Below are 23,250 nucleotides of genomic sequence, written 5' to 3' on the forward strand. Positions count from 1 at the left end.
AAGAAGTATATATGTCTAATACACTGAGCAATCAGATGGTGGAATGGAATACGATACCCTGGCGTCAGCTAGAACGTCGTGTTTTTAAGCTTCAGAAAAGAATTTTCCAAGCCTCTCAACGTGGTGATGCTAAGACAGTTCGTAAACTCCAAAAGACCTTAATGAGGTCTTGGTCAGCCAAAGCCATAGCTATACGCAAAGTCAGTCAGGATAATCAAGGTAAAAAAACCGCTGGTGTTGATGGTGTAAAATCACTAACACCAAAGGCAAGACTTACCCTAATTTTAAACCTGAAATTAACTAACAAGGTCAAAGCCACAAGACGGGTTTGGATTCCCAAGCCAGGAACGAGTGAAAAAAGACCCCTTTCGATACCGACAATGCAAGACAGGGCAACACAAGCACTTGTCAAACTGGCATTAGAGCCGGAATGGGAAGCTATCTTTGAACCTAACAGTTATGGATTTAGACCAGGACGTTCAACCCATGACGCTATCGAGGCAATATTTAATAACATCAAACAAAAACCAAAATGGATTTTGGATGCTGATATATCTAAATGCTTCGATAAAATAAACCATCAGGCACTACTCAGAAAAATCAATACGTTCCCAACCTTAAACCGCCTAATAAAGGAATGGTTAAAAGCAGGCGTATTTGATAACCATGAATGGTCCCCAACAGAAGAAGGTACTCCGCAAGGAGGGGTAATTTCCCCTCTACTAGCTAACATCGCATTACACGGAATGGAAGAGGAAATCAACAAAGTTGCTGATTCTCTACCAGGAAATAAGAAGAAGAATCGTTATGCATTGTCCCTGATAAGATATGCTGATGATTTTATAATTATTCACCCAAATTTCGACGTAGTTAACGAATGCAAAGACCGGATTATTGAATGGTTGAAAGAAATGGGACTAGAACTAAAACCTAGTAAAACGCGTATTACCCACACATTGAATCCTTCAGACAACATATTTACACAAAGTTCCGTCAAGAAAGGAGGCTTTGATTTTCTAGGATTCAATATTAGGCAATATAAGGTAGGAAAAACTCATTCGGGTAAAAACACGAATGGAAAGTTACTAGGTTTTAAAACACTCATTAAGCCAAGTGAAAAAGCAATAAAGGAACATTACGACGAAATCTGTAAGACTATCGATACCCACAAATCAGTCCCTCAAGAGGCACTAATAAAACGACTAAATCCTATTATCCGAGGATGGACGAATTATTACTCAACTGTTGTGAGTAAAGAAATATTTGCCTTATTAGACCATCTAATATTCCAAAAACTTCAAACTTGGGCAAAACGTCGCCACCCCCATAAGTCAAAAAGCTGGATTTCTAGCAAATACTGGGGAACATTTGGCAATAATAACTGGGTATTTTCAACAAAACACGAAGGAAAAATAGCCTCCACATTACTTGAGTATGCCAAAACAGGAATTGTTAGACATATTAAGGTAGAAGGCAAAAATTCCCCTTTTGATGGAAACTTAGTTTATTGGAGTGAAAGGAAAGGTAAGAATCCCTTACTACCATTGAGAGTAACAACACTTCTTAAGGAACAAAAAGGGAAATGTACCCACTGTGGACTGGATTTTAGAGAAGATGATGTGATGGAAGTTGACCACATTATTCCTAAATCGAAAGGTGGAAAGAATGATTACAAAAATCTGCAACTACTTCACAGACATTGCCATGATGTGAAAACTGCCACTTCCCGGTAGTAGGTATGCATGACTTGCATCAAATTATTGAGGAGCCGTGTGATGCGAAAGTATCATGCACGGTTTTGAAGACCAGCAGGGCTGGTGACAGCCTTGCTGAGTTTACTGGTGAAAAAAGTGCGATGCCTTCGGCGGGCGCAGCCATCGCTAACAACTAGTTTCAGTACTAAAAAATATTTATTACATTAATAGCCGTATTAATACATAAAAACATAGCTAAGTTTTAAGTGTGGTGACGTGTGCAAAAATTTATGATGGCCAAAAACAAGGTAGGATTCCCGTTAAGTAATGTTTACAGGCTTTTAATGTCTATCTTGTATGGCAAAAAATATAAGTGCAACCCTTGATTTAAACAAGTCAGTTAAAAGTTTTCACTCACAGGTCAAAAAACTTTTAGAATTTACAAATATCACAGAGTGGAATGGAAAAAAGCTGAGAGAACGAGAAGAAGAAATTAGAGAACAGGCGATTATTTTAGCAGGTCAATGTATAGCTATTTTATTAGCTAACCTTTCAACTTCCCCAAAAGTACTTAAATATTCTGTTAGTCAAACGCAGGGATGGAGAAAAGTCAACACGCAAAAACATGGTTATAAAAAGCGGCAAATAGTAACAATTGGAAACGTCGAAGTAACTTGAAGCCTACCTGATGTACTTGAACGGAATCGGAAAAGTGAATTATCTGATAATTATCCACTCAAAGAGCAAAAAATAAAAACCTCAAATCAAGGATTTTGTCCGTTTTTAAAGTGGCTCAAGTTGTTAATTTACGCATGAAAGGAAACAGTAAGTTTTGGTTACAAACTAATGCAGAAATTATGCTCCATCTTCGTTGTCAATGGATAGCTAAAAGTTGGGATAATTTTTGTGATTCTATCTTTAATTCCTTTATTAGTCCCCGTACGGGTTGATAAATTTTATACCTAATATTTCTGATTATTGAAATTTTAGATATAATTGATACTACGTAATAAAAATTTTTTATATTTTTTTTTGAAATAATCATCAAATCACTTACCAAACATCCTTTTGAGATTTATCTTGAGGGTTAATTGTCGTGTTTTCTTAGTGCCTTTTATGCTAAGAAAATAACTTTGTACTGATGTATGCGTTTTAGCGATGGCTACGCCCGCCGCAGGCATCGCACCTTTTTTGTCCGATCTCACAAAATCGCGTTGCTCCCGGCGGCGGTTAACTTCAGGAACTATTGCTGATGTGAATCCCGAATCCAGAAGGCAGCGTGAATCTGTTACACCAAAACCATCTGTTGTCAAAGATAGAGAATCTATAGCAGTTCCTCGGCGGCAAAATGTAGAATCTGATGCATCTAGTCACCCCCAAGCAACGCCCCGCCGTCGTCGGCGTGGAGAATCTGATACATCAAGTCCAAGCCAGTCTCAAGTTAGGCAGTTACTACGGCATCAACACCAGTCTGAATCTGATTCCATAAAATCTACAAGTCAGAATCGATTGCGCGATTCCTTACGTCGCTATCAACAGCGCTTTCAATCTCAGCCTCCCCTTCCAACTCCTCATGATACGAACAATTAATAAGTTAAGACTTAATCGGGGTTTCAAGGAGGTGAGTTAAGAGAAAAGTTTCTGCTACTTATTTACTTGATTTTAACACCAGTGCTGTTTGTCAAAGTTCTATCACCAAAAATATTGGTATTTGTTACCAAGTGTTGGTATTGTTTTAAAAACATGAATGCCATTCGACAAAGGATGATTGCTTCTGCGATCGCCTATCTCTTTGGCATATTTTGTAGTGTGGTGATTTCAAAGCAAATAGCAAATTGTGAGGAGTGATAGTGGCTTTGGAAAAATTATCTGTGTTATTTTGGCGAAGTCTTTTATTTACTGTCTCAATGCTAGCGTATACTCTTCCGGTTCGGGGTCAGGAGACAACAAATGCAACTGACAAAGAACCATTATCCCAACAGACAGCAGTTAATCAAGTTGAATCAACCCCAAAGATTCATAGTTTGAGTGATGTGCAGTCTGCCAAAACCAGTGCAACGTATTTACTGAGAACACCTAGAGAGAAGAACTCTGTTTCTCAAATAAGTCAAGCCACAACTAATGTCGTGTCGGTGACGGATGTGAAGGTAAATACCACCGACAAAGGAATAGAGATAATTTTAGTTACACCCAATTCTGAGAAATTGTCCGTTTCTGGGAAAACTGAAAGTAATTCTTACGTTGCAGATATCAAGAATGGTCAGTTGAAATTGAGAAATGGTGAGAGTTTCCAACAATCAAAGCCATCTGCCGGAATAGCACTAATTACAGTTACTAATGTGGACACTAACACGTTTCGAGTAACTGTTGTGGGGGAAACGGGTGCGCCAGTAGTGGAATTGTTTGATAGTCAGACTGAGGGTTTGGTGTTTGGAGTAACTTCTACTGCAACAACACAGCAGAAGCCAACGCCACCACAGCAGACAAAGCCAGGGGAAAATCCTGCCATAGAACTAGAGGTTACTGCTCCACCAGATACTGGTTATCGCGTGCCTGATGCCACTACAGGAACAAGAACAGATACCCCAAACCGGGATATTCCACAAACAGTTCAAGTTGTCCCCCGACAGGTGATTGAAGATCAAGCTGACAACCGCGTTGGTGATGTCTTGAGAAATCTTGGTATCGGTCAGGAAGCGGAACCAAGCCGCATTGGCGAGAGTGTAATTATTCGCGGTTTCGGTGTTGAGGCTTCAAATAGTCTCAGAGATGGCTTGAGAGATAATCTCACCAGTTTAATTGGTACTCCATTCCAAAATGATCTTGCCAACATAGAGCGTATAGAGGTGCTTAAAGGACCAGCCTCAGTGCTTTACGGTAATGGCTCGCCGGGTGGTGTGTATAATTTAATCACTAAGCAGCCCTTGACTACACCTTACTACTCAATACAGGGTAACGTCGGAAGTTATAGCTTATATAAATCCTCCATAGACTTTTCCGGTCCTCTGACTTCTGATAAAAAGCTTTTGTATCGCTTCAATGCAGACTACGAAAATTCCGGTAGCTATATCAATTCTGCATACGCAGAGCGGGCTTTTTTCGCACCCGTTATTACTTGGCAGCCAAGTCAAGACACAAAGCTGACTCTATCCGCGGAGTATCTCAGTTCACGACAATTAGAACTTTTTCCTGTGGGTTTACCTGCTGTTGGCACAATACTACCGAATCCAAATGGCAAGATTTTTCCTAACACCTACCTCGGAGATCCCACACAAGACAGAGTGGAAGTGACAGAAGGTCGGGTTGGCTACAACTTTGAGCATAACTTTACTAATAAGTGGTCTTTGTACAATAGCTTGAGCTATGCGTTTGTAGACCGACCCTATACTACCAATGTCACACCAACAAGTTTACAGGCAGACAACAGTACAGTCAATCGCTTTGAGCAAGTCTGGGGTCCTACTACCATTAGTAACCTTTCTCAAGATACTCATGTGGTGGGGAAGTTCAACACTTTTGGTCTAGAACACCAATTGCTAGTCGGCGTTGATTGGTATCAACGTATAGTTTCACCCTACAGTTTTGTAGTTCGCACTTTTCCGGCGATTGACATTTACAATCCAGTTTATGGAGAGACACCAGGAAATATTTTCAACAGTCGCCAAGACAAGGAGAGACTCGATCAGTTAGGAGTTTATGTTCAAGACCAATTAGCGATCACACATAATCTGAAGTTGGTCTTGGGTGGACGCGGCGACTTTGTGGATCAAAAGATCATCGCCACAACCTTAAATAACCCCACAAGTGTTACCGAGCAATCCAATTCGGCCTTTAGCCCACGCTTGGGCATTGTCTATCAACCGATTCCACCTGTTTCACTCTACGCCAGCTACAGTCGCTCTTTCGATCAAGTTTTGGGTACAGATGTCAATAACAATCCCTTTGAACCCACCCGTGGTACTCAGTATGAAGTTGGAATCAAAACTGACTTACTCAATAATAAACTCTCGGCTACACTCGCTTTGTACCAACTCACCCAGAGCAACATTACAACGGTAGATCCCAACGATCCAACCTTCAGTATTCAAGTCGGTGAGCAAAGAAGTAGAGGTGTTGAGCTATTTTTCACCGGAGAACTTGCCCCAGGATGGAACATCATTGCCGCTTACAACTATACCGATGCCCGTGTTACTCGTGACAACACTTATCAAGTCGGAACTTTGCTTGCTAACGTCCCGGAAAATAGTGCTTCAATATGGACAACCTATATTATCCCCAAAGGTAAACTGCAAGGGTTCGGCGGTGGTGTGGGTCTATTCTATGTTGGCGATCGAGAAGGTGATTTGACTAACACCTACACATTGCCGAGTTATGTTCGTACTGATACTGCCTTATACTACCGCCATGACAACTTCCAGGCAGCACTCAATTTTAAAAATCTGTTTGATGTTCTTTATTACGAAGGCGCTTACAATATTAATCGTGTTTTTCCGGGTGAGCCGTTTGCGGTTGAGGCGACTTTCAAGTGGCAGTTGTAAAAGTAAATATCATACTGAAGTGGCTATCCCTAATTGCAATGTTGCTGCTATTTCTCTGTGGTTGCAGCTTGGGGAAACTTTCACACAATAATGGTCATTCCTTGACTAAATCACCATCTCTTGTCGATGTCCGCGTTGTCAAACACGTTATGGGTGAAACCATAGTTCCTGCCCATCCTCAACGGGTGCTGGTTTTGGTCCAAGCTTTATTAGAACCTACTTTTGCCTTGGGAGTCGTCCCCATCGCTGCCCCAAAGGATGCTGTCTCTGATTTGCAGCGATTGGTCGGCAAACTCAGAGGCATTGAGGATGTCGGTTTGGAGTCTCCCAATCTAGAGAAACTTTTGCGACTCAAGCCAGACTTAATTCTGGGCTTGAGTTCCCATCAAGACATCTACAGCTTATTGTCTCACATTGCACCTACGATTTTGGCTACTTTTAACCCTGTTGCACCGTGGAAAGGGTTCTTAGCTTTTACTGCTGATGCCTTGGGCAAAACTGAGTCAGCACAGCAGTTAATCACTAATTATTATGCACGTTTAGCACAGTTGAGAGCTTCTATGGGTCAGCGTCTGTTAACTACACTTGTATCGGTGGCTGAATTGCGTACTGATGGAATTTTTCTGCCTGAAGCGGCTTCTTTTGAGGGAGAGATCCTTAAAGATGCTGGTGTTCAACGTCCGCCAAATCAGTTACTAGATTTTGAGACGAGCAACAAAATGCGCTTGGGGGGACGCTATGCTTTTCTTTCCATATCTGAGGAACTCTTGGATGAAATTGATGGAGATATCCTATTTTTAGTCACCCAATATCTGATGAGTCGTCAAAATCTCAATTCCAAACTTCAAAACTTGAAAGCATCTCTACTATGGTCTAAGTTAAAAGTCGTGCAGCATTCCTCAGTACATGAAGTTGGTTCTTACTGGCGTGGCATGGGCCCCATCTCAGCTAACCGGGTGATCGACGATTTATTCCGATATTTGATTGAAGAAGGCAGCTAGACTGTCTTGCTGAGGACAGAAGGTTCTTTTCACTTATAGAATTCAAACCCCTCCTGAAAAGGAGCCACCAAATTGAAAATTTGGTGTTCTTGTCTTAAACCCAAGACCCGTCTGGTCGCGCAGATGGTGAGGCTCCTGCTCCCGCTCGGGCAGCGATGCGATTTTGTTAGATCGGTGCGATTCGTTGGCTAGAAATCAAGCCCATTATGGGTTGTGAAGGATTAGCCGCAGGGCTATAAACCTGACTTTTCCCGTTAAGTCTCTTTTGCAAGCTGCCAACCTTCACAGAGGTCATGCAATTTTAACCAACCTCGCCACAGTACCTGGATACCAATTGGTGTTTTGCTTCGATGTTCTAGGTAGCCGCCAAGACGAGCCATCGCTTCGACAGCCCAACTAACTGTTAACACCTTGGGTAGTTTCGGAGATTTAGCTTTCAAAATCCTCAGTTCAAGGGGATTAAGAATTTCAATGGCGGAAGCTGAAGGCTCAGTGCGGTGGAGATAAGTCAACCGTAAAAGCTCAACAGCAATCACACTCAAAAAACCAATTAGGGTCTTCATCCCATCAGCAGCAAGTCTATATCGTTCCACCTGACATCCAGACTTGAAAATTTTATGATATTCTTCAACCCGCCAACGATAAGTGTACCAACGTAAAATCATAGAAGCAGTCTGGATATCTGCGACAACTTCCGTGGTTAACAACATCCACTCTACGGGTGTTTCATCTTCGGGACAATTAACTTCCGTGGCATAAACAGCATACACAAGTAGAGGGTCCTGACTTTTCCCGTTAAGTCTTGAAATGCTTACTGGCAAAGGCTTTAAGAAATAGCGCAGCATATACGGTACAATAATTAAAATTCGGTGCTAAAGGTGACAAGCAATGTTGGACTGGTGGGAGAAAAATTTTGCGACTTGTGAGCTAGGCGATCGGCGATTGAATGAGCGTGCAATGTCCATAGGCTATGCTCTTAGTCTTGGATTTGGCAAAGCCCTGTCGGAAATCTTCAGTGGAGCAACCGTACTCAAGAGAACCTATGAGTTTTTGCTAACCCAAAAGTTGAATTTGCCAAAATAATAGAGCCGCACTGTCAAATTATGGCGGAAACTGTTGCAGAATACGATGTAGTGCTGTGTATCGGAGACACAACTTTCCTTGATTATGGCAGCATTGTGGCTAAGAAAGAAGGTTACGGTCCTATTGGTAAGGGAGGTAACGGTTTAATATTACACAGTGCTTTAGCTATAGAACCAGAAAAAGGTGAATCGATAGGTCTGTTGTGGCAAAAACTTTGGAATCGAGAACCAAAGCAGAAGCTACCAAAAGATGAAACACCAGTCCAGAAGAAAAGACGGCAAGCAGCAGCTCGAAAAGAAGCCCGAAAACGCCCCTTTGAAGAGAAAGAATCTTACAGGTGGGTAGAGGCACTTACCACTGTAGAAAACCTTGTGAGTCAACACACGCGAGTGATTCATGTTTTCGACCGAGAAGGTGATATCACAGAAGTCTTCGACAAAGTTCGTCAAGTTCAACACACCGGAGTTATCGTCCGTGCGGCTCATAACCGTGGTTTAGATTTCGAGAGCGAGCGTCTTTGGTCGAAGTTAGAAGCACAACCAAGCAGTTTTGAACAAGAAATCGAATTACCTCAAACGAGCAAGCGTTCTGCCCGCAAAGCCAAGCTGTCTGTACGATTTTGCCCCGTTAATCTTCGTACTCCTTACCGCTTTGACAACCGTGACCCTCTACCTGACTTTTCCTGTTAAGTCTCTTTTGCAAGCTGCCAGCCTTCACAAAGGTCGTGCAATTTTAACCAGCCTCGCACAGTACCTGGATACTAATAGGGGTTTTATGTCGATGTTCTAAGTAACCTCCTAAAGGCAATACGGTTCAGTTAAGGCTCAAAGTCATGTAAATTAAAGACTGTTCCCAAGAAAGGAAATTCAGTATTGTGCATCTGAGGGATTTCTCGTTGATGTCTCCTGAGATACGAAGTGGTGATGTGCTTAAAGCAATCGAGATGGCGATTCCAGCAACTGCAATCGAAGAAGCGATCACTAATACCCAAACTGAAGAGGAGCGCAAGCGATCGCTACCAGTCCTATTTTACAAAACAGCTATCCACAATTGTTTGATAGAGCTATAGTAAGGCACTCACTCAATATCAAGTACTGCTGTGCTTTGTAACTTCTTTGTCACCCCTTCAGTAGTAATAGTTTGAGATAGCTTTGTTAATTTAACAGAGTTAGACTATCTTTGAGACTATGAACGCTAATCGAGGGAGAATTATTTTTTATTAAAATATAAAAATTTTATTAAATATCTCTTAGCTTTCTTAACTTTCTTAAGTGTCCTTGAATTATCATCAAGATTATGACATATTAAATTGAAAATTAAATGATTGCGATCTTATGGCAACTGTAGAACAACTTCAAAATCTGTTTACAATAGTGGATCAAGATCGTGACGGCAAAGTCTCCATTAATGAGCTTTATTCAAATGGTAAACTTGGTATGATTTTCTCATTACAAGCAGGAGTCTATGATAGAAAAGAATTACTAGAAAAGGCTGATTCTGACAAAGATGGTAGCATTACTTTTGAAGAGTTTAAGAAACAGGGCGGCCGCATCATGTCAATAAGCAAAGTCTATTGTCAATAGATCTGAAAATAATATCATTAACTCTTGCTTATTGCGAAAAATTTAGGCGTTGGCGTAGCCCGCCGCAGGCATCGCTTGGGGGCTGAAAAAATAATCAAACGCGAAAGGAAAGATTTTTTCGTTGGTTCTTAATCTTCGTTGTGATCGAGAGTAATTTAGATGCGTTTGCCCTAAGGGTTATTGCGTTCTTGCTGTGATGTAATCTGCGATCGCCATTAGAGGTTGTGCCTTTGCTCCAAAATCAACAAGTTCAGCTTTGGCTAGGTCAACTAATTCTTGGCTCTTGCGTTTTGATTCCTCAATACCCCATAAATTGGGATACGTCACTTTCTGTGCCTTTTGGTCTTTGCCTGGGGTTTTACCGAGTTCTTCTTGTGTTCCAATTACATCCAAAACATCATCAACAATTTGAAAAGCTAGACCAATGTAGGAAGCATAGCTAGAAAGCTTTTGCAGAACTTCGTTGTCAGCTTTCGCTAGCATTGCACCTGAGAGAATGGAAGCTTCAAACATTGCTCCTGTTTTGTGAGCATGAATAAAGTTGAGAGTTTCGATGTCAATATTCTGCAACCCTTCAGATTGTAAATCAACAACTTGACCGCCAACTAGACCTGTTGCTGCTACTGCATGAGCCAACTTAGCAACAACCTGCAATAACTCCTGGGCAGCAACTCCTTTGGTTTGAACCACAAGAAACTCAAAGGCGTAGGCTAAAAGCGCATCACCAGCTAGAATGGCAATGTTTTCGCCATAAATTTTATGGTTAGTTAACTTGCCGCGTCGATAGTCATCATTATCAATTGTGGGTAAATCGTCATGGATCAGAGAAAAGGTGTGAATCATTTCCAGTGTACAAGCAGTAGGCATCGCCATCTCTACTGTGCCTCCAAGCAGTTCACAACAGGCAAGACATAAAATCGGGCGTAGGCGCTTTCCTCCAGCCAGCAGAGAATAGCGCATGGATTCGTAGAGTATTTCTGGATAGACTACAGTGATTGATTGTTCAAGCGCTGCTTCAACTTGGGATCGCCGTTCTGATAAATAAGCTTTAAGGTCAAAGCTAGTTTCTTTAACAGATGACCATTCAAAAATTTGAGTATTCACGATAAATAATTCATTTTTAAGATTACAGTACTACCACTTAATCGACAAAAGTTGGTTGGAGGGAACTATCAAACAACGCTCTCCTAATTTCAAAGACAGCAATTTGTCAGGACGACATTTAATTTAATCACTATAAAAAAAGTCAGGTTTACCCTTCCCTCAGCGCCCAATTTCAACATCTTCCAGGATGCCAAGTGCATCGGGAATGAGTATAACTGCACTATAGTAGGCGGTGACAAGATAAGAAATGATCGCTTTTTCGTTGATACCCGAAAACCGCACAGACAAACTGGGTTGGTATTCATCAGGGATACCCGTTTTGTGTAGACCTATCACCCCTTGGTTTTCTTCTCCGACACGGAATATCAAAATAGAGCTAGTACCCTCCTTGGTGATCGGAATTTTGTTGCAAGGAAAAATCGGATAGTTGCGCCATGCAGGTACAATCTTTCCGTTGACCTCCCTGCTTGGGGAATAGATTCCACGACGGTTACACTCCCGGCCAAAAGCAGCGATCGTGCGAGGGTGAGCTAGGAAAAAATGGGATTTGCGCCGCCGAGAGAGCAATTCATCAAAATCATCTGGAGTCGGTGGCCCGGTGCGGGTAAAGATGCGTTGCTTAAGATCGGCATTGTGCAACAACCCGAAATCAAGATTATTCAGCATTTCGTATTCTTGCCGTTCCCGCAACGCTTCGATCGTCAGCCGTAATTGTTGCTCGGTCTGGTTCATGGGTTCATTGTAGAGGTCAGCAACTCGCGTATTCACCTGTAAAATAGTTTGAGCGGCGCTTAACTCATATTCCCGTGGACTCAAGTCGTAATCAACAAATGTCCTGGGTAACTCAGTTTCCTGATTATGACCCGCAGTCATGGCGATCGCTGCTTGATTATGCCTATCCTGCGGTTTGCTCAATATAGCTCTCAAGCGATCGACCTGAGCCTGAAGCGTTGCAGACTGGTTCATCAACTCCCGAAACGCCTGTACTGGCAAAGACAAAACTATGCAGCGCGTAACAGCTCTCAGGCTAACCTCCCAAATTTCCTGAGATAGAACTATAGCTTCGCCACCAAAACAATCGCCATCAGCTAAGATATCCCGTAAAGCTTCCGCCTCATATTTGCCTGCCTTCAGCTTATTAACCTTACCATGAGCAATTAATAACACCTGGTCAGCTGGTTGACCTTCCTGTACAATTACCTCACCTGGGGCAAATTCTTGTTGTACAAAGCGGTCTGCTAAAGCGTTGAGTACCTCAATATCCTCAAAACCACGCAGTAAAGATAGTTCACAAAGGGCTTGGGGAATGACCCGCACCAGGGCCCCTATATTGGTAAAGCTGACCCGTCCGTTACCAACATCATAGGTCAAGCGACGATTAACCCGATAGGCCCCACCCCTAACTTGTACCCAAGGCAACATCTGTAACAACCACCTGGGGGTAATGCCTTGCATCTGGGGCGGAGTTTTTGTGGTTTTAGCTAAATTCCGCGCCCCTTTCGTGCTTAAGCTCATCTGGAGTTGCCCGTTTTCTTGGTCTAAATCAGGCCTAATCAAAGAATCTGTCATAAAGTTAACGTTTCATGCAACTAAATTTACATTCCTAAGAGAGAGCATCGGAGAGTAAGAGCGAACGGTCGTTCGCCCCTACTTTGAAGAGGATGTCCGGCTACTTAGAGACCAATTTCTACATCTTCAAGGATACCTAGTGCATCAGGAACAAGAACGGCTGTAGAGTAGTAAGCACTAACTAGGTAGGAAATAACGGCCTTTTCGTTAATACCCATGAAGCGGACAGACAAACTAGGCTGATATTCATCAGGAATGCCAGTTTTATGCAGACCAATGACACCCTGGTTGCTTGCTCCCACACGCATTAACATGATCGAGCTAGTACGCTCTTTCGTAACGGGAATCTTATTGCAAGGATAGATGGGAATACCACGCCAAGCCGGAATTGCACTGTTACCCATAGGGATAGGGGTGGGATAAAGTCCAAGGGCGTTGCATTCCCGACCAAACGCGGCAATGGTGCGGGGATGAGCTAAGAAAAAGCTCGGTTCTTTCCAAACGATGGAGATCAATTCATCGAGATCGTCAGGAGTTGGGGGCCCACTGTGGGTAAAGATGCGTTGTTTGAGATCGGCATTGTGTAACAGTCCGAAGTCACGATTGTTAACCATTTCGTGTTCTTGGCGTTCCCGTAATGCTTCAATGGTGAGGCGCAATTGTTCCTCAGTTTGATTCATGGGTTCGTTGTAGATGTCAGCAACCCGTGTATTTATTTGCAAAATGGTTTGAGCGACGCTTAACTCATATTCTCGTGGATTGAGTTCATAATCTGCAAAAGTCCCAGGTAATAAAGCCTCTGCGAGGTGGCCGGAGGTAATATCAATCGAGGCTTCCCCGTATTGGTTTTTGGGTTGGCGCAATTTTGCCCTGAATTGATCCACTTGCACTTGTAAAGCTTCAGACTGGTTAACCAAGTTTTGAAAAGCTGCTTGAGGTAGAGACAAGATGGTGCAACGGGTAATGGCAGTAAGGGTGACATCCCAAGTATCTTGGGATTCGACTAAAGCGTAATCGCCAAAATGATCGCCATCGGCTAATACACTCAAAACAACGCGATCATCATACTTGCCTGCGCCAATTTTGTTGACTTTACCATGAGCAATTAGCAATACTCTATCGGCTGGTTGACCTTCTTGGATGATCACATCACCCGCAGCAAATTCTTGTTGTACAAATTGACTAGCTAAGGCGTTTAACACTTCAAAATCTTCAAATTCCCGCAATAAAGGTAACTCAGCGAGTTCTTGCGGAATGACCTGTATCTGGGCCCCTGTATTAGTAAAGCTGACCCGTCCATCCCCAACCGTATATGTTAAGCGCCGGTTAACCTGATAGCTACCCCCCACGGTTTCTACCCAAGGCAGTAGTTTTAAGAGCCACCGTGAGGTAATTCCCTGCATCTGGGGTTGGGTTTTGGTAGTGCCTGCCAATTTCCGCGCCGCTTCGGTCTGCAAAGCCATTGGCAGTTGCTCAATTAGATTTTCTAGGGGAGTGTTTGCTGTATTAGTCATGATAAATCTCCATTGGTAATGTTTGTTAACAAGTTATTTGATTGACTGGAATAGGGACTCAGATTGCAATGGCACGCTTGTTAAGCTGAAAGGTATGCAGCGTAAGGATTCTCCAGGAGCAGAGTGGCAGGGGCGCAGAGGGGAATTTCTAAATATCCATTCGTATGGTTAAAACTTCTTCTTTCTCCCCTGCACCTGCGCTTCTCTGCACAAGAGCTGCCTCAACGATTTCTCTTTTTCTTAGTGCCATTCGACTCAGATTGAGCTAACCTTTCCTTGCTAACAGCGTTCCGATTTTGGTCGTTGAAGTCCCTAACCCTGTCGGACTACTCAGTACGTTCTGCACTATTGGCTGAACATTGGTTTGAGTTGTTTTCTGACCAACACTTGGTCTAATCTGAGTCGCGGCAGTGCCTAAGCCTGTAGGTCCTTGGAGTAAACGCTGTTGTGTCGAGTTATTCCGCAATTCAAATTCCTTATAGCGGTCTACTGCCCTATGCCACTTGAGTACGCCGCACATCCACTGTTCCAGTTTCTTGACGTATCCGTACAGTTTCTTGCGGGCGCTGGTATCCAGGTTGAAATCGTCACACAAGATAGGGAGTTCAGTAGCGACGATATGTTCAAACTGACGAGCACGAGAGGTCATTAGGTCGTTAACAATTGCGACAGCCTGGGGGATATTGCAGTTAAGGAAATTTTGAACCACCAGTACACCATTATTAATCTCGCCCTCAAATTCGATTTCTTTCTGGTAAGAAAAAATATCGTTCGTCAAACAGGCGAAATCGGCGGCTGAATTCTCAATTTCCTGCATGGTTCGGGTGCGGAATATCTCTGATGGGATCTCGTCCCCTTGAGACAGTCGAGATAAGCTCATGGTTAGGTCAGAACCAAAAGTCTTACGGCGCATTTCCACATAGTCTATGGGGTCGGGAATGCGATTTTGGATCTGGTTTGCCAGTTCCCATAGCCAACTTTCGGTCATATCCTCGATCGCCTGACGAAACTGGCGACGAGCATTAGCTGTCATCGGCCCAGCCGTCCGCGCCCAAATATCCGCTAAACCCCGTTCGACTGGGTTCGTTGGTACGGTCGGGGGACTCCCATCAAGGGGCATAAACCCTGATAGCCGAGCGTTAAAAACTTTTGCCCCTGCCATGTTGCGGTTATAGCCGTACAGTGCAGGGAAGTAGTCATCGGCATAGGTTCCCCAAACCAGCCAACAGGCTGTGATATTCAACTCAGGACTAGACCCATTGGGATGAATATAAGCACCGCATAAAGCTACGTCGGCCACATCGAATTTATGATCATCCCAGATGTAAATGCTGGGCATCCCTGGCAGTACGTCCAACATCCCCATTTGACGCGCCCATTCCTTAGAATGCCGCCGAGCCTCTCCTAAATGAGGATTCAAACTGGTGGAGAAGGGCATATAAAACTGCGGCAGAGTTACTGTCCCTACAGGCTGATAGAGGACATGAGTGAAGCTTTTGAACCGTTTTAGTCCCAAACTATTGTATAAAGCTCCCAGACGGGCCGCCGATGTGCCTAGTCCAGTGGGGCCGCCTAAAAACCAGCTTGCTGTCGAAGATTTATCTGATGTCTGGTTCATGTAGCGGCTCGATCTCATGTGCCACTCATGACCCCCGGACTGCCAGTCCTGAAGTCCTTTGGCATATAGGACTACTTTCAGACGCTCATCGGGACTCAAACTATATTCCTCGAACAAGGAAGGAAGCTCTGTGACAAAGGTGTTCTCGAACTGTTGCACTCTAGAGGTTAGTAAATCGTTAGTGAGATTGGCCGCCTCTTGGGTACTGACATTGAGGAATTGTTCTAAAACCAAGATACAGTTAGCATTTTCCCCTTCTTCTTCCACTTCTCTTTGGTAAGAGAAGATGTCATTTCGCAGATGTACCCCGTCAGAAAAGGTGTCATTGAGGACACGCATTGGCCGAGTCGGGGCGATCGCAGCAGGAATTTCTGCCCCAACCGCGTGTTCCACTAAGTTAGCTGACCAGGGCGCTCCCCCCACCTTACGGCGCATTTCAATGTACTCAATCGGGTTAGCAACTCGATTTTGGCTGATATTGGCGAGTTCCCACTGAGATTCTTTGAGAAGATTGATGGTACTCTCAGAAAACCGGATTACCCAGTCTTGGGAGGCATTGGGGATGGTCCGATCCCAGAGGTCTACTAGACCCCGTTCTACGGCATTGGTGGGTTCTGGTGGCGTTTCTTGAGGATGCACAGGCATAAATGCTGGCAGTCCATTGAGGTACTTCTTAGCCCCAGCCATATCTTGGCTACGCTTGTAAAGCTCAAGGAAGTGATCGTCGAAGAAAAATACCCAAACATACCAGTCAGTTACCAGATTGAGCATGGGTTCATCGGCATCTGGATGGGTATAAGAACACAATAATGCATAGTCATGGGCATCAAACTTGCGCTCATCCCAAATCCCATAATCTTCTGAACCCTCTGCTCCACCCAAAATCCCCATTTCATAAGCCCAGGCTTTAGAATGTACCTGTGCCGCTTCCAGGTTTGGGTTCAGCCGTGCCGGCCAAGGCACATAAAAACTCGGCAACTCAAAAGGTTGCTTGCTTGAAGTCATTGTCCATTTAAACCTATTAGTTTAAGCTCAGTGTCTTGATTAAAGTCATGTTAAATTGGCGTGCTAATATCAGTTTTCTCTGATAGGGAATAGAACGCTTTTTTAGGAGATTTTTGCGTAAGTTAACCCTCCAATAGAGGCTCCCTATTAGAACCAGTGTTACCTCAACCGAGGAGGTTTGTGATTGCGCCTTTTTACTAGCTTTGCAAGGCGTGATTAACCTCCATGTAGTTTGTTCAACTTTGTTTCAATAAAGTTCGTTAATGTCATAGATATTTTTAAAATATGATGTCCTAGTACTCACTTTGCTTGTGGTATCTGACAGTAAATAAACACTACTGCACTTTTTACACTCAGATATCTTCTTACAACTATGGCAAAGATGCAAGGACAGTTAAGAAATTTAAGAAACTTAAGCTAACATTCAAATAAACTTTATATAATAGCTTGATTGCTTTAAGCTAACTTCGTAATACCTTTCTGATTCTAAAAATCTTTCTAAATGGGTCATAAGAGAATGGTATGCTTTATTAGTCTAAGCTATCCTCTATAGGGACTACAGCTTTTAAAGCTATTGAACAGTGCCGGGATGATTTAGGTAATTGTCCCTCTTGCTCCAAAGCTGACAAGATGATACTGAAACTCTGACTGTTCTGATAACGCGGCACATTTTCGAGAGTGAACACCCGTGGCTGCAACTGTCGAATGGCTTCTGCTACTGCGATCGCTGCGGTCAGATCGTCAGCCGTTTTAACGCCCTTACCCGCTTTAGCTGTGTGAGCTTGACTGAAGTTGGCACACACCGGAGAAGCGTGGAGGTAATCGGGGCGGCGAGGAAAAGCTATGAATGCTGACTGCGCTACTTCTTGAACTGTTAGCTGGATTATTCTACAGCCGTATTCGCTAAAGTTGTGGTGATGGGTTTTGGCGTTCGTCCTTGACGTTGCCGCAGGCATCGCCCGACTTAGTTCTGGTTTGCTTGGGTCGAACTCTACTGCAATGACCGGACGGATTCCAGCCTGTACCATCCCCGCTTCTATCCCGCCACCACCCGCGAAAAGTACTACAGCGATCGGAGCATCATCTGGCAGAACTGGTTTAAATTTTGTGTTATCAAAATTTTTGCAGACATTTAATTTTGGTGATGTCTTTTTGGTTTTCGCTTTTTTGATAAAGGCGATAATATCTTCCTTAGTTGCCCTGACTTTTCACGGGATGTGGAAAAGAAAGAGTGGTTCGCGATAGACTATCGCGAACCAATTGCTATTCTTTATTATATTTGGAGGTTTCTTCGACTAAATCTTTTAAACCCTGTTTGAGAGTCTCAATCGAACGATCTAAAGCTTCAATTTTAGTCCTTGCAGTAATTTGTTCAATGGCATCTATGTAGGCAAGACTACCAGCCTTACCTAAATGCTTGTACTTGGAAAGCTTACCGTCACTCCGAGTCGAAAATACTGGTGTTGTAGCATGTAATTTATAGTACCAATAAAATTCTTTACGCCCCTTTGCTAGGTAACGAGCTATCCTACAACTAGGTGGCGCAATAGGCATTGAATTGTGTATGGCAGCGACTTCTTTTTCAAGACGCTCCAACATGTCGATAACTTTGTCTATACGCGATTGTAAATCCTCTTGGGCTATAGTTTTGCGGTCTTTCGGCATAAAATCAACATTCCGCGATTCGCGACTGCTTGTCGCGAACCATATTCCTCTATAACTTTGTTAAGTAACTAAAATCAATATATTCATTTTAGATTTTCATGTAGCAACCAACCTTGGCACAAGGTTTCTAATTCCAACCAACCTCGCCACAAAACTTGTATCCCAATAGGGCTATTCTTCCTATGTTCTAAGTATCCGCCGAGACGTGCAATTGCTCTAATTCCCCAGTCAACTGTAAGCTGTATCTGCTTTTTTTGTTTGGGTGGAGTACTAGCAAGTAGCACGTCCATTTGTATTTTTGTTAACACCAATTCTGCTGAACTGTGCGGGGAATTCCGGTGTAAATAAGTCATTCGCAGTAATTGTGCCGCAATCACTGTTAAAAAACCTAACATTGTTGACATACTCTCCCCTGCCAAGCGGTAACTTTCCGCTTTACAGCCAGATTTTAGTATTTTGTGATACTCTTCTATCCGCCAGCGATACGTATACCATCGAAGAATTTGAGATGCTTCTGCCTGTGTTGTTACTAACTCGCTTGTCAGTAGCATCCACGTAATTGGCTCACATCCATCTGGCACATTAATCTCTGTTGCAAAGAGTGCGTAAACGTTAAAATTGCCTGACTTTTTTAACCGAGAAGGAGGATTTATTGATACTGGACAATACCTGATTTCTAAAGTCGCAGTTCTTTCTTTTCGCCCAGGAATAGTAATTGTAGATGCTGGATATGGCAACAACACATCCTTCTTATTAAAGTTAGAAAATCGTCAACTCAAGTATTTAGGGGGATTAGCTAAAAATCGCAAAGTTATTCTCAATGTTCAAGATAATATTCAACAAACAATTAGACTAGATGAATTAGCAGAGAGTCTGCCCAAAGAGGCTTTTACAGAAATTAAACTAAATCTAGACAAACCAAAAACAGTATGGGTTGTAACTAGAGAAATAGAGATATCACAACTCAAAGGAAAGCGAAATATTGCTATCGTAATGAACATATTTGCTGAAAATTCTATTTTTAATTTATTGGCTTCATGACCGTCATTCCGTTAATTAGTGGTAAAGCTGCACGTTGACATATTGCTAAATCAAAATGGCTAAATACCTCTCAACAATTTGCCCCAGTAGGCCCTACTATTGGCTCTACTGCTAGTATCTCTGCCATATGGTAATGTTCATTCCCGTCTCCAATGAGTCTGTATTTAGTAGTAAATTGTGACCAATGCTCTTTACTTACAACTGAGTTAGTTAGTGCACGATAAGTAAATTCAATTTGGCTACCTTCAGATAAATCTCTCCTCTAAATACGATTGAATTCATACAAATCTTCAGGGAACTAATACTCCTCTCTTTTAACTCTGGTGTTGGGCTGTAAATCGATGCTGCCAAGGTGTCCAGACATCCCAGCAGTGACAGCAATTTGTAGATTATCGCTGACTCTAACTACTGCAAAGCGGTCATTTCTGGGCTCGAATAAATTTGCGATCGTTCTCAGAAATTCTGGTGTGTAAATTTTTATTTCACCAAGATAAAGACCGGGGGCAGAAATAATACTGCTCATACTTAAATTCTCCTTCTTTTTGTGGTATGAGTAGCATTCCCACAGAAAACCGGGTGAAGAGATATTGCATGAGTAATACAAGCCTTTTCAGAAGCTGAAACCCTTATTCTATCGTTGAGTAGTGACTCGATGATCAGCGCGGAAATGCTGGAGGGGATTTGCACCTCTGCAAGAGGGTATGAATTTGTTGCAGTCAAAAGTATCTCTCAAGTTTGCTCAGAGAAATTGGCGGGGTAATTGATGGATTGAGTTATGTAAGTTATGTAATCGGCTTAGGGTTGGCAGACTTAGTAGATTTGGGTTTAGAGTTAGATTTTTTAATAGTTTGGGACTTTGACTTTTTGTTTTCGAGTGTGGCTTCGGATATGGATATCTTTTCCTGAGCGGCATTAATTAATATGCTAGCAGCGAGATTGCTGACGGAGCGATGCTCGTTTTGGGCCCATTGCTCTAAAAATTGTTTGAATTGTTCGGGTAAGGTTACGGTGATTCTCCAATTAGAAGCCATTGATAAGAGGGATGTAAACTCTTTCTTGATTATGCCTCACTTATATGCAAATAGTACATAATTGCATATAAGTGAGTTTTTTAGTTGTTAAGTGCTGCACTATGCAGCTTTCTATGATATATTTAAAATAGGTAAACATCAAAATAGATATTTTAAAAATATCATGATTTAAATAGAAATAGAAATAGGATTTTGGGAATAAAAAATGAGTTACAGGAGAGATGTAGAACCAGAGAAAAAACAAGAATTAATGAGGCGGGATCAGGAGTTTAGAGCATCTGTAGGTAAGATGACTAAAGTAGAGCGTCAAAGCTTAAGAGATACAATATCAGAAACATTTAAAATAAGTAAAGAAACAGCATCAAAATGGATAAGTCCGACTGCAAATCCAGATTCTAAAGCGTTTCGGACAATGTTCACATACAATAAGAAAGCAAAAGTACCAGAATATATAAAAACTTCAGAAGAATTTAGAAAACTGCCGCGTGAGTCAAAAATAGAGAGTGTAGAACTTCCGAGAGGAGCGAAAACAGAAGATAAAATAGATGCAGTTTTTAATGCGAAATTGAGATTTAGTGAATCTGTAGTGAATGGAAAGGGAGAAGGTCAAGAAGTCAAAGCAGTTGTGAAAGAGGGTATAGAAAATGGTGTTGCCCTTAGGGGAATCGGAAACTCAGTAACAGGAATTGATGATAAACGGTTATATCGTTATTTGTTAGAGGATAATTTATCTAATTCTCAAGCACAGATGAAATTGAAATTCCAATCTGGAGGTTCAGTTTACCTAGAGTATTATCATGATTCCCCTAACTCGTCAGGAAAATCGTTAAATTTTGAGGATTATGAGGACTCTGATTTAGTTGATATGAATGGTGATTTATATGGTTAAACCTGTGGAGAGCATAATTGTTGGCTGGGCGACAGAGGCAGATGCACAGGACTTTGCAGATAAAAAGGGAGGAGATGTGCAAGCCTCCAAAGGGAAGGTCTGTTTTACGGTTAAGCGAGGTAGTAAGAAGTTAGCGGTATTCTGGAATCCGAGTGAGGAAGGACAGAAATTCCGAAAAGAGACTTATGAATTAGCTCAGGTATTTGGGTTTTCATTGGCTATTCATCCAGATCTAACTCCTGGCACACTTGCTGAAAAGTTTTGGAAGGAGGTAATCGGTATTAATCCTCAAAAGTGTGACAGTAAAGCACCGAGAAGCCCTTACTACTATGGGAAAAAAATATTAGCGAGAGCCGAAAAATGTTCGGATGAGTACTGGAGCTATAAATATTTTCAAGAGCATGAGTCGCAGTACTTGGTAGATAGGGATATCAAATCAGCATTTTTCACATCACTGTGCCAGTTACCGACTTTATACTTGTTTGAGCATAAAAATGGTAATACTACATTTGAGCCAGATGGTGGTGGTATAGAGCAATTACGCCAGTGGTCGCCACATTTACCTAAATGGTTTAAGCATCGTACTTTTGGGATGTTAGCTTCCAAAAAATATGGTACAAAATGGGGTGCTGCTTTTAACGCAGCAACATTAGCAGTGCAAAAAGTTTATGATGTGATGGAAGCAGGGCAAAAAATAACTGAGGGTTACTGTGTTCGTTGTCACACAGATTGTTTCACTCTAAAGGCTTGTACCCCAACATCAGTTTTAGAGAAATTAGAGAGTTTTTTAGCAGAGAAAGGATTTCAGCTTTCAACGAAAAAGTTGGGATATGGTCAGTTATGGGATGAAGGATTTGGATTTATAGGTTTATTAAATCCAATTGGCAGTGAGCGTGATGTAAATCATCAAATAAGGGTTAGGGGCTTGAAGTATAAGCCAGCGGCATTCACAGATGAATTGGTGAATAATTTTGATGTACGCCTTGTAACGCATGTTTTGGATGCCAGCGATAGAAAGATTTATGGGCATTGGAATGGGAAGGCATTTTTTGCGATCGTTCAGCCTGTGGTTGGTGAGTCAAGTGATAGCCATTTTTATCAGGCGCATCCAATGGAATTGGAGAAAGCAAGGAGATTAATCAGAGAATTGTAGTTAAGCTAATCGGCATTTAAATTGCAACATAGTCACTATTACCCTTGTTTTTTATTTTTCGATGCCACTTAATGACTAGCTCACCTTTATTTAATAGTTTATCAAGTAAAGACTTCAATTCATCTACTGATTGAAATAGACGATGAGCAATGTATTCTTTACATGAATCCCATCCTAATTCGATGATGTTGTAATCAGGACTATATGCAGGTAGAAACTCTAATACTAAGTTAGGGAGTTCCTGGGCAATTTTAGCGAGGATATCTTTACGTTTATGGAAACTAGCATTATCTAAAATTAAAATAATCTTGGGGCCACTCTCCTGAAAATCTTCGGCACGGTTTCCCTGAGTTATCCACTCTTGTTTAATTAATTTATTTAGTTCCTGTAACTGTTCATAAAAGATATCTCCCTGACCTTTTTTAATGAAAAAACATACTCGTTTCCGATCTCCTTCTCGAATTCCTCCCATCACATTGACTCGACCACGGCGACGTTGCCCTGTAAGATTTTTGCGTTTTCCTCGCTTACCCCAATTCTTACGGCGAATTACACGTAAACTAAAGCCACTTTCATCCCAAAACCATACCTGTATACGCTCTGGCTGCTCTCTCGCTATTGTTAAATATTGAGCAAGTTTCTTTTGGAATTCTGCTCTAATTAGAGGATTTTGTTTAGATTCTAAATCATACTTAGCCCAAATATAACAGGACTTACGCAACTGGCACAAATAGCGGGCAGGGCGCAGCCTTGACACGCGAC

At 42.2% G+C, this 23,250-nt stretch carries 22 protein-coding genes and 1 pseudogene; 12 read left to right on the forward strand and 11 right to left on the reverse strand.

Annotation, left to right across the window (positions count from 1 at the left end; genetic code table 11):
* The first annotated feature begins 35 nt into the window (after nt 1–35).
* The 5 genes from ltrA (at nt 36) to HWQ38_RS05500 (ending at nt 7,233) form a co-directional block, all read left to right on the forward strand.
* On the forward strand, nt 36–1,733 hold the full coding sequence (gene ltrA, locus HWQ38_RS05480) for a group II intron reverse transcriptase/maturase (protein ID WP_292790888.1): 1,698 nt from the start codon (nt 36–38) through the stop codon (nt 1,731–1,733).
* Nucleotides 1,734–2,051: 318 nt separating this feature from the next.
* Complete coding sequence (locus HWQ38_RS05485) at nt 2,052–2,372, forward strand: hypothetical protein (protein WP_292790839.1); 321 nt, start codon at nt 2,052–2,054, stop codon at nt 2,370–2,372.
* Between the two features lie 480 nt (nt 2,373–2,852).
* Entirely contained in the window at nt 2,853–3,284 is a 432-nt protein-coding gene (locus tag HWQ38_RS05490; protein ID WP_292790841.1) for a hypothetical protein, read from the forward strand.
* Nucleotides 3,285–3,544: 260 nt separating this feature from the next.
* On the forward strand, nt 3,545–6,232 hold the full coding sequence (locus HWQ38_RS05495; RefSeq protein ID WP_292790843.1) for a TonB-dependent siderophore receptor: 2,688 nt from the start codon (nt 3,545–3,547) through the stop codon (nt 6,230–6,232).
* Complete coding sequence (locus tag HWQ38_RS05500) at nt 6,220–7,233, forward strand: iron-siderophore ABC transporter substrate-binding protein (protein WP_292790846.1); 1,014 nt, start codon at nt 6,220–6,222, stop codon at nt 7,231–7,233. The genes HWQ38_RS05495 and HWQ38_RS05500 overlap by 13 nt, the downstream gene beginning before the upstream one ends.
* A gap of 254 nt (nt 7,234–7,487) precedes the next feature.
* Here HWQ38_RS05500 and HWQ38_RS05505 read toward each other — a convergent pair whose 3' ends face one another.
* Nucleotides 7,488–8,078 (reverse strand): IS4 family transposase, encoded by a 591-nt coding sequence (locus HWQ38_RS05505; protein ID WP_292790849.1) that lies wholly within the window; start codon nt 8,076–8,078, stop codon nt 7,488–7,490.
* Between the two features lie 43 nt (nt 8,079–8,121).
* Here HWQ38_RS05505 and HWQ38_RS05510 point away from each other — a divergent pair, with 43 nt between their 5' ends.
* The 4 genes from HWQ38_RS05510 to HWQ38_RS05525 all read left to right on the forward strand — a co-directional run bounded on the left by HWQ38_RS05510 (nt 8,122) and on the right by HWQ38_RS05525 (nt 9,899).
* Nucleotides 8,122–8,316 (forward strand): transposase DNA-binding-containing protein, encoded by a 195-nt coding sequence (locus tag HWQ38_RS05510; protein ID WP_292790851.1) that lies wholly within the window; start codon nt 8,122–8,124, stop codon nt 8,314–8,316.
* Between the two features lie 20 nt (nt 8,317–8,336).
* Nucleotides 8,337–9,005 (forward strand): hypothetical protein, encoded by a 669-nt coding sequence (locus HWQ38_RS05515; RefSeq protein ID WP_292790854.1) that lies wholly within the window; start codon nt 8,337–8,339, stop codon nt 9,003–9,005.
* A 209-nt stretch (nt 9,006–9,214) separates the two neighbouring features.
* On the forward strand, nt 9,215–9,385 hold the full coding sequence (locus tag HWQ38_RS05520; RefSeq protein ID WP_292790857.1) for a hypothetical protein: 171 nt from the start codon (nt 9,215–9,217) through the stop codon (nt 9,383–9,385).
* Between the two features lie 265 nt (nt 9,386–9,650).
* Nucleotides 9,651–9,899 (forward strand): EF-hand domain-containing protein, encoded by a 249-nt coding sequence (locus tag HWQ38_RS05525; RefSeq protein ID WP_292790859.1) that lies wholly within the window; start codon nt 9,651–9,653, stop codon nt 9,897–9,899.
* A 177-nt stretch (nt 9,900–10,076) separates the two neighbouring features.
* Here HWQ38_RS05525 and crtE read toward each other — a convergent pair whose 3' ends face one another.
* The 7 genes from crtE to HWQ38_RS05560 form a co-directional block, all read right to left on the reverse strand.
* Nucleotides 10,077–11,003 (reverse strand): geranylgeranyl diphosphate synthase CrtE, encoded by a 927-nt coding sequence (gene crtE / locus HWQ38_RS05530; RefSeq protein ID WP_292790860.1) that lies wholly within the window; start codon nt 11,001–11,003, stop codon nt 10,077–10,079.
* Nucleotides 11,004–11,162: 159 nt separating this feature from the next.
* On the reverse strand, nt 11,163–12,572 hold the full coding sequence (locus HWQ38_RS05535) for a family 2B encapsulin nanocompartment shell protein (RefSeq protein ID WP_292790862.1): 1,410 nt from the start codon (nt 12,570–12,572) through the stop codon (nt 11,163–11,165).
* Nucleotides 12,573–12,676: 104 nt separating this feature from the next.
* Nucleotides 12,677–14,086, reverse strand: coding sequence for a family 2B encapsulin nanocompartment shell protein (locus HWQ38_RS05540; RefSeq protein WP_292790865.1), 1,410 nt, complete (start codon nt 14,084–14,086; stop codon nt 12,677–12,679).
* 265 nt (nt 14,087–14,351) lie between these two features.
* Complete coding sequence (locus HWQ38_RS05545) at nt 14,352–16,709, reverse strand: family 2 encapsulin nanocompartment cargo protein terpene cyclase (protein WP_292790868.1); 2,358 nt, start codon at nt 16,707–16,709, stop codon at nt 14,352–14,354.
* Nucleotides 16,710–17,239: 530 nt separating this feature from the next.
* Nucleotides 17,240–17,893: a DNA cytosine methyltransferase gene (locus HWQ38_RS05550; RefSeq protein ID WP_366933239.1), complete on the reverse strand. Its 654-nt coding sequence runs from the start codon at nt 17,891–17,893 to the stop codon at nt 17,240–17,242.
* A gap of 79 nt (nt 17,894–17,972) precedes the next feature.
* Nucleotides 17,973–18,374 carry a hypothetical protein gene (locus tag HWQ38_RS05555; protein WP_292790871.1) on the reverse strand — a complete coding sequence of 134 codons (402 nt, stop codon included), beginning with the start codon at nt 18,372–18,374 and terminating at the stop codon, nt 17,973–17,975.
* A gap of 83 nt (nt 18,375–18,457) precedes the next feature.
* Nucleotides 18,458–19,117 carry an IS4 family transposase gene (locus HWQ38_RS05560; RefSeq protein ID WP_292790874.1) on the reverse strand — a complete coding sequence of 220 codons (660 nt, stop codon included), beginning with the start codon at nt 19,115–19,117 and terminating at the stop codon, nt 18,458–18,460.
* Here HWQ38_RS05560 and HWQ38_RS05565 point away from each other — a divergent pair.
* Nucleotides 19,071–19,373, forward strand: a pseudogene (locus HWQ38_RS05565) (IS701 family transposase); the annotation flags it as partial. The gene HWQ38_RS05560 and the pseudogene HWQ38_RS05565 sit on opposite strands and share 47 nt — an antisense overlap.
* Before the next feature lie 340 nt (nt 19,374–19,713).
* Here HWQ38_RS05565 and HWQ38_RS05570 read toward each other — a convergent pair.
* Together HWQ38_RS05570 and HWQ38_RS05575 are read right to left on the reverse strand one after the other, a co-directional pair.
* The gene (locus tag HWQ38_RS05570; RefSeq protein ID WP_292790875.1) at nt 19,714–19,938 is read right to left on the reverse strand and encodes a hypothetical protein; all 225 of its coding nucleotides are present in this window, start codon (nt 19,936–19,938) and stop codon (nt 19,714–19,716) included.
* Nucleotides 19,939–20,197: 259 nt separating this feature from the next.
* On the reverse strand, nt 20,198–20,446 hold the full coding sequence (locus HWQ38_RS05575) for a hypothetical protein (protein WP_292790877.1): 249 nt from the start codon (nt 20,444–20,446) through the stop codon (nt 20,198–20,200).
* Between the two features lie 205 nt (nt 20,447–20,651).
* On the opposite strand from HWQ38_RS05575, the gene HWQ38_RS05580 reads away from it, so the two are divergent.
* Nucleotides 20,652–21,335, forward strand: a complete 684-nt coding sequence (locus HWQ38_RS05580; RefSeq protein WP_292790880.1) for a hypothetical protein — start codon at nt 20,652–20,654, stop codon at nt 21,333–21,335.
* On the forward strand, nt 21,328–22,488 hold the full coding sequence (locus tag HWQ38_RS05585; RefSeq protein WP_292790883.1) for a hypothetical protein: 1,161 nt from the start codon (nt 21,328–21,330) through the stop codon (nt 22,486–22,488). Before HWQ38_RS05580 ends, HWQ38_RS05585 begins: the two co-directional genes overlap by 8 nt.
* 16 nt (nt 22,489–22,504) lie before the next feature.
* Here HWQ38_RS05585 and HWQ38_RS05590 read toward each other — a convergent pair.
* Nucleotides 22,505–23,250 (reverse strand): IS630 family transposase (locus HWQ38_RS05590; protein ID WP_292790885.1); only part of this gene is annotated, 746 nt, incomplete at its 5' end.

The organism is Nostoc sp. NMS7 (assembly GCF_017115085.1).
Lineage (GTDB): Bacteria > Cyanobacteriota > Cyanobacteriia > Cyanobacteriales > Nostocaceae > Nostoc.